This window comes from Alkanindiges hydrocarboniclasticus (genome assembly GCF_001982605.1).
GTDB lineage: Bacteria > Pseudomonadota > Gammaproteobacteria > Pseudomonadales > Moraxellaceae > Alkanindiges > Alkanindiges hydrocarboniclasticus.
Genome location: NZ_MLCN01000036.1, coordinates 1 through 7,103 on the forward strand (window position 1 = coordinate 1; position 7,103 = coordinate 7,103).

At 41.9% G+C, this 7,103-nt stretch carries 5 protein-coding genes; all 5 read right to left on the bottom strand.

All coding sequences use genetic code 11. The features are described 5' to 3' along the window. Positions 1-556, bottom strand: a 556-nt coding sequence (locus tag BKE30_RS13025; protein ID WP_198938085.1) for a hypothetical protein, incomplete at its 3' end; no start/stop codon positions are given. A gap of 39 nt (positions 557-595) precedes the next feature. Next, the gene (locus tag BKE30_RS13030; RefSeq protein WP_076879020.1) at positions 596-1,399 is read right to left on the bottom strand and encodes a DotU family type IV/VI secretion system protein; all 804 of its coding nucleotides are present in this window, start codon (positions 1,397-1,399) and stop codon (positions 596-598) included. 29 nt (positions 1,400-1,428) lie between these two features. Further along, the gene (gene tssK / locus BKE30_RS13035; RefSeq protein ID WP_076879021.1) at positions 1,429-2,790 is read right to left on the bottom strand and encodes a type VI secretion system baseplate subunit TssK; all 1,362 of its coding nucleotides are present in this window, start codon (positions 2,788-2,790) and stop codon (positions 1,429-1,431) included. A gap of 45 nt (positions 2,791-2,835) precedes the next feature. Then, positions 2,836-3,933, bottom strand: coding sequence for a type VI secretion system protein TssA (gene tssA / locus BKE30_RS13040; RefSeq protein WP_083698580.1), 1,098 nt, complete (start codon positions 3,931-3,933; stop codon positions 2,836-2,838). A gap of 14 nt (positions 3,934-3,947) precedes the next feature. Then, positions 3,948-6,728 carry a type VI secretion system ATPase TssH gene (gene tssH / locus BKE30_RS13045; RefSeq protein WP_076879022.1) on the bottom strand — a complete coding sequence of 927 codons (2,781 nt, stop codon included), beginning with the start codon at positions 6,726-6,728 and terminating at the stop codon, positions 3,948-3,950. Positions 6,729-7,103: the final 375 nt, after the last annotated feature.

Sequence of the window (7,103 nt, forward strand, 5' to 3'; positions counted from 1 at the left end):
CAGGTTTCACAGGTTTCACAGGTTTCACAGGTTTCACAGGTTTCGATGAATCAGTTTCCAATATCTTAAATGGATTGGAAGTAACATTTGGTTTAGCCTGATTAATCATGGCTTGTGGTTTTGTGGACAACACTGTATGTGCCGGAGTTAATGGTTTTCCTAGGTCAACTGTAGATTTTTTAATAGTAGAGGTATCAGTTGGTTGTGCCTTAATTGTTTTGAGGGCAGGAAGTGACTGTGCAGCAGTATTAGTTTTTGCTGAATGGGGAGGTGCTGAGTGTATCTGTGTGCCAGATAAAGCAGCAGTAACGATGGCTTGCTCGGCGCTATCACGCTTTGACAGAATAGGGGTTGGCCATTGAGCCGAAGAAGTAAAAAGCATCCAGAATATGAATGATGTACTTAATGCGCCAATACAGCAGCTTAAAATAGCCACGCCCCAGAGAGTCTTTTTGGAGACATAATCATTTTTATTTTTATGCAGTATTTTTAGGGCTGTATGCGGTGTTAGGTCATCATACAGCGAGGGCATCTGCGTTCTTTTGATGTCATTCATGCAGTTCACTTAATCCATTATATTTAAATAGTTTTTATATTAAGGAAGGTAAATTGTAAGATGGGCCTGTTGCTGGGGTGCAGCAATAACCTCTGAAAAGGGTGTCATTGTCTTGATGCGATGTTGTACCAGCACATAGTGAATCCCTGAAAATGCAATAGCTGCAAAGATAGTTAGCATAATTAGAATCAGGCCTACCGGTATTTCACTGCGGATTACGTAGCGAATCTGGTCTGGAATGGCCCAAAAGGGTGAAAATTCCTTTTTCTTACCTTTTAAAAAATCAATTTCATCAGTGAGTCGTGCGATCAGATAATTAATTTTTTCAGGCGCCTCAAGCCGGTATTTGCCTTGAAAACCCAATAACAGGCAATAATGGAATACTTCCAGTGCAGCCAGGCGTTCAACACCTTGAGCTCGCAAATTTTCCAGCGTATTGAAAAATTTTTCACCCGCCAGCTGCGAGCCAAACAAACTTAATTGCAGTGGTGATACTTCCCATTTGGCCTTAATGGTTTCCATTGCTGCTGTTTGCTGGATCATGATGGTTTCGTCAACCAGTGCACAAAATGCATATTTTACGTCATGAATATTCTCAGCTGAAAAAATGGCACGGCGTGCCTGATTTTCAAAATTGGCCAGAAAATCAATCAACTGACTTTGTAGCTGGCTGGCACTGTGTGGGATATAGCCATTTTTTAATAGGAATACCAGATAAAAACCTTCGTACAAAAAATCAAGTAATGACTTTTGTACAGGTTTTAGCTGAACTGGTGCGCTAGTACCTGTACCAATTTCACCATCGTCAAATAGGGAAGGTGCAAGGCTGCTTTCTTTACTCATTGTAATAATGGCTCTTGTTATTGGTTTGATTAAGAATCAATAATGGCAATTAGTTCTAGGGTCAGATCACTAAAACCACCGGGGATATAAATACAAACCGATTGCTGCTGTAGCATTTGTTCATATAAGTTGCCATAGGGTTCTATTGCAAAATACAGCACACCTGAACGGACTGGAATAGCAGAGGGAACATTGCTTAAATGACTGAGACTAATGGCAGGAAGGGCGGCCAATACTCGCTTTTCTACATCATCAGGTGCACCTACTTTAATCCTGACAGGAACAGAAGCCACCAGCTCATGGGCTGGCAGTGAACAGTTAATTGCCAGATATAGTCTTGTATTCCGGGTAATCTTGTCAGAATCCAGACTACCTTGCCAATAAGAAGGCTTAGTTTCCCGTAAGGTAATATTCAGGTAACGCGTTGAGATAATTGTATCCAGCATTTCACGAATCATGTTGTCTAGCGCATTAAAACCATGCATGGGCGAGTAGTGGTTATAAACGGGCAAGTTATCCAGATTATGCACGCGTGAAAATGTCAGCAGTGAGCCGGTCAGTCGCAGTAATTCCTGATGCAAGCGTTCAGGGTGAATTTGTGGATGCTGAATAATATGGTTAAGGGCGGCATAACCTGCATTCAGGCTATTAACTAACCAGAAAGATACCAGGTCACCCGAGCGAAACTCTACCAGTTGCTGGTCAATTTCCCGGTTATTACTTTGCAGGGTCTTGAGTTTTGCCCGGATTACACCCAGTAGACGCTTCACACTGTTTAGCAATAACTCTGAACTGTCCACATGCAGTACTGGTGGCATAAAATTTGGATCAAATTCATACTCACCCGTCGAGTTTTTTCGAATTCGCGCAACCGGAAAATACAGCATGCCATCCAGTTCATGATCAGGCCGCACATGGATATCCAGTACCCGGAAAAAAGCCTGCCGCTGTAAAATGACTACTTCTGACTCTACGGCATCGGTAAAAATATCCGTGCTGCTCACCTGTTTACTACTATAACGCACTGGCCGGATCTGATTATTGGATTGAAGGTTACTACTACCATGGTGAAGCGCCGGAAAAGCAATATAAACAAGCGCCTGATCAGACATTCTGGCGCTGTCGAGCTGCATGCTTTCCGGCAGTAAATCACGCTCTGGTGCTTTATATACATCACCATCTGACCAGAGAATATCAATGTGAGTAAGCGCCAGGATATTGTTTTGCAACTGAATGGCATCGAATTCAAGTTTGCGGATACCATAAGGAAAAGCTGACAGGGCATGGATGGTATTATTAAGCCGCTGTTCGTGATACATATCCTGAATCTGAAAATGCTGTGGCCGCAAAAATAGGCCTTCACCCCACAATACTTTATTTGCCTGAACCATAAAAACCCTAATTTATAAATCAAATAATAGTTGTAAAATAATCGCTTAGCTATCATGGCCTGAGGGCTGAACACCTAGCATCTCATGCAAGCTGTTCAAGGAATCGTTTTGTTTGATAACATTGGACAGCCATTCATGGAGTGGCATATTGGCCCAGTTGATGGTTTTTTTAAGCATGTAACTTACCGGGCTATGTGGTTCATGACTGGAAAAATAATCGCTAATCTGCGCCAGAATCAGCATGGCCTGCTGTCGGTTTTGAATATGGCTTTGCGCTTTGGGATCAAAACCGGATTGCTGTTCAGGATAAGACGGGCTTATTTCCCGCATGGTATTAATTTCCGGTGTAACTTGCTGTTCATCCGCTACAACAACGGTTTGGCCACCACGTTCTTTAATTGTCCTCTCCAGATGGTCAGCGATGCGCTCTAAGACCTGATCAGCAGCAGAAAAAGCTGGTGCATCAATACCTAATGACTGATCTAGTAATGCTTTAAAGGTGTCCCAGCTGGAAATGGCTTGGTGTAATTGTTGTGTATTATGTTGCAGTTGCTGAACAGGCGTTTGCATTAACGCTTCCTGATACTGCGCAAACGTGATCTTATGTTCAGGCAGACCGTCATCATATAAATCAGGATTTTTATCTAGCTGATTTTTTAAAATCTGGGCTGATTCAAAATCATTAAAGTTGAGGGCTGGCTGGCTGCTAAGGGCTACAGTTTTTGGAATTTTCTGCATGAGCTGTACAAACCATTGCAGCAAACTAATGCGCTGATCAAGGTCATTATCTTCAATGCGTGGATACATAGCTGGCCAGTAACGGGAAATTAGCCCATTGATAATTTGCAGCCCATGAAACATCCCTGCAAAGCCTGAGGTTTTAATCAGGGCCTCGCAAAGCCAGAATCCCAGTCGCAAATCCTTTGAACTGTTTTGCAGTAAGTCTTTACATTGAGTTTCGACATAAGACCAATCAGCCACTTTGCGTTCGGTGATCCATTCGCCTTGTTCCAGTAAAGGGTCATCTTCCAGCCGGGCTTTTTGAATTTCATCAAAAATACTTGAAAAGGTTAAATCTTCACCACACGGCAATTCGCTGGAAATAGGATGTAGTAAGTCTTCAATAGTATGCATATCAATCATGTCGTTACTGACCCTTAAGCCATTTTTTCGATAGCCGGAGTTTTATTTAACAAGCTTTTAGATTTATGGCAGTCTGTTTTTGAGCTGTTTATGGTGTTGACAGTAGGTGTCGGAAAATCAACCTGATAGGTCAGTTGGTCATTGGCATCAATATCAATAAAAATATGTTGAGGACTTGTTCCATCAACCATGGCAGTTAACAAATGAGTTGCCAAATCCGGTAATACCGAGCTATTTAGAATGTGATCAATATTACGCGCACCACTATCAACTTCAGTACAACGCGATAACACCAGTTCTACTAATGCACTGCTAAAACCAAGGCTGGTCTGGTGCTGGGTTAGCATGCGCGTAGCAATTTTGGCAAGCTTGTGCTCAATAATCTGTATTAGCAAATCATCATGCAGTGGGAAGTAAGGGGTTAAGCGCATTCGGCCTAAAAATGCCGGTTTAAAATTCTTGTAAAGAGCAGGTAGCAGGGCTTCAACCAGTTGTTGCTCGTTTGGCCAGTCTTCCACAGGCTTATTAATACATTGCTGCATAATGACTGAAGAGCCAACATTGGAAGTTAGCAAAATCAGGCAGTTTTTAAAATCAATGAGTCGGCCTTCACCATCTTCTAGAGTACCTTTATCAAATACCTGATAAAACAGCTCTTGTACATCCTGATGGGCTTTTTCAATTTCATCAAGCAAAATAACGCTATAAGGGTTACGTCTTACCGCTTCGGTCAGAATGCCACCCTGGCCATAACCAACATATCCAGGCGGTGCACCTTTTAAGGCAGAAACAGTATGCGCCTCCTGATACTCTGACATATTGATACTAATTAAATAATTTTCACCGCCATACAGTTCATCAGCCAGCGCTAGTGCTGTTTCAGTTTTGCCAACGCCACTAGGGCCAACCAGCAAAAAGACACCCTGCGGTTTGTTGGGGTCTTCTAGTCGGGCACGGGCTGTTTTAATGCCTTGTGCTAATGAGTATAGGGCTGACGATTGTCCCATCACCCGTTTTTCCAGCTTTTCTTGCAGATTAAGGACGGCTGTAATGTCATCCGCCTGCATTTTACCAAGTGGAATTCCTGTCCAGTCTGCAATGATTTGACTAACAATGTGTTCATTCACCCGTTCATGAACCAAAGGATTATGGTGCTGCAATTGTTTTAAGCGCTGACGTAGCTGGCTAATTTCCTGTTTGATTAATAACTCTTGAGAGTGATCCGGCCGATCTTTTAATGGCAACTGTTGCTGTAATTGCTTAAGTTGAGTTATCAATTGCAGTTCAGCCTGCCACTGTTGAGTAATTTCACTGATTTGCTGATTAGTAAAATCCAGTTGTTGCCCTACTGTTTCTAGCCGGGATAATGGTGAATGGTGAAGTGCTTGCTGCTCAGCCAGTAATAATTCAAGTTCAAGATTCAGGTTATGCTTGCGGGCTTCCAGTACGTCCAGTTGTGCCGGCTTTGCACTTTGGGATAGTGCAACTCGTGCAGTGGCTGTATCTAATACGCTGACTGCTTTGTCAGGAAGCTGCCGACCCATCATGTAGCGATGGGATGCCTGTACCGCAGTAAAAATGGCCTGTTCATCAATATCCACATTAAAGTGCTGGCTCATTACCGGCACCATGGCACGTAGCATTTGTACGGCGACTTCTACCGTTGGCTCTTCAATTTTGATCACCTGAAAACGCCGGCTTAATGCAGCATCTTTTTCAAAGTACTGCTTATATTCACTCCAGGTGGTGGCTGCAATGGTACGAAGCTGACCCCGGGCTAGTGCTGGTTTTAGTAGGTTGGCAGCATCATTTTGCCCGGCCTGACCACCTGCCCCAATAATGGTATGGGCTTCATCAATAAATAGAATAATGGCATGTGCAGACTCATTAATTTCACGAATGACATTCTTTAAGCGGTTTTCAAACTCGCCTTTAACGCTCGCACCAGCCTGTAATAGCCCCATATCCAATGCATGAATGTGTACATTATTTAAGGCTTGTGGAACCAGATTCTGGCTAATTTTTAAAGCCAGACCTTCAACTACAGCAGTTTTGCCTACACCTGCTTCACCCGTTAAAATCGGATTGTTCTGACGCCTGCGCATTAGAATATCCATCATTTGACGGATTTCAACTTCACGCCCAATAACAGGATCAATCTCTCCATTTTTGGCTTTTTGAGTCAGATTTACCGTAAATTGATCAAGCGCTGGTGTTGCAGTTTTTGGAGTTGTAGATAAGTTGCCAGAATTTGACTGGTCTGATGATGACTGATCTAGAGTCTGATCTTCAACGCTAGTCGCATTACTACTAGCGGTTTCCTGTTCAATACTCATCAAGCAATAATCGCTAAGTTTATGCTTAATGCTGTCTACCGGGAATTGCTCAAACAGTGAAGAACAACGCAGTACAAGCTGATAAAGTTCAGGAACCGTTAATAATGCCACCAGCAGATGTCCACTGCGAATACAGTAACTGGCTGATTCTATGGAGGCCAAAAGCCATGCCTGTTCCAGCAAACGTATTACGGATATTGAGAAAACAGGCATTTGCTGATTGCCACGTGCTAAATATTCAAGCTGTTGTTCAAGATGCAAGCCTAATGTTAATGCATCAGTATTAAATCGCTGGCAGAGTAGTGCCAGATCATTATTGCCTTGTTTTAAAAGCTCAATAAAAAAATGCTCAATTTCAATTTGATGGTGCATTCTGGCTAAACAAAGATTGGCAGAATTTTCAAGTGCTAAGCGACATGCAGGTGATAATTTTTGAATCAGTACTTTTAAATTTGTCATGTTAAAACTCGCTTATATGACTTGTCTGCTTACGGATTATGTTGTTTTTAGTGCCCCTTACTGCCTTGGTTGCAGGCCAGATGGAACGTTAAAAAGGTGTTAATTTACTTTTTTCAGGGTTTAAACGGCGGATTTATAGAGGGGGATGAATATACTGTCAATTTACAGTGTTTCTTTTTGTAATTTAAAAATATACTTTTTATCAGTGAAAATAGTAAACGAAAATTTTTAAACTTTAAAAAATAATATGAGACTTGTATCAATGTTTCATGCTCAGTTTTGAAAGGCACGTGGCATTTTTGATCTTAATAACTCCATGAATAAAACTATAGAAAATGCGAATAAATTAGTTTGAATACAACTAAAATATATTTG

Coding starts and splice junctions, on each gene's coding strand:
- BKE30_RS13030 (WP_076879020.1), bottom strand. CDS start 1,399: ATGAGTAAAGAAAGCAGCCTTGCACCTTCCCTATTTGACGATGGTGAA.
- tssK (WP_076879021.1), bottom strand. CDS start 2,790: ATGGTTCAGGCAAATAAAGTATTGTGGGGTGAAGGCCTATTTTTGCGG.
- tssA (WP_083698580.1), bottom strand. CDS start 3,933: ATGATTGATATGCATACTATTGAAGACTTACTACATCCTATTTCCAGC.
- tssH (WP_076879022.1), bottom strand. CDS start 6,728: ATGACAAATTTAAAAGTACTGATTCAAAAATTATCACCTGCATGTCGC.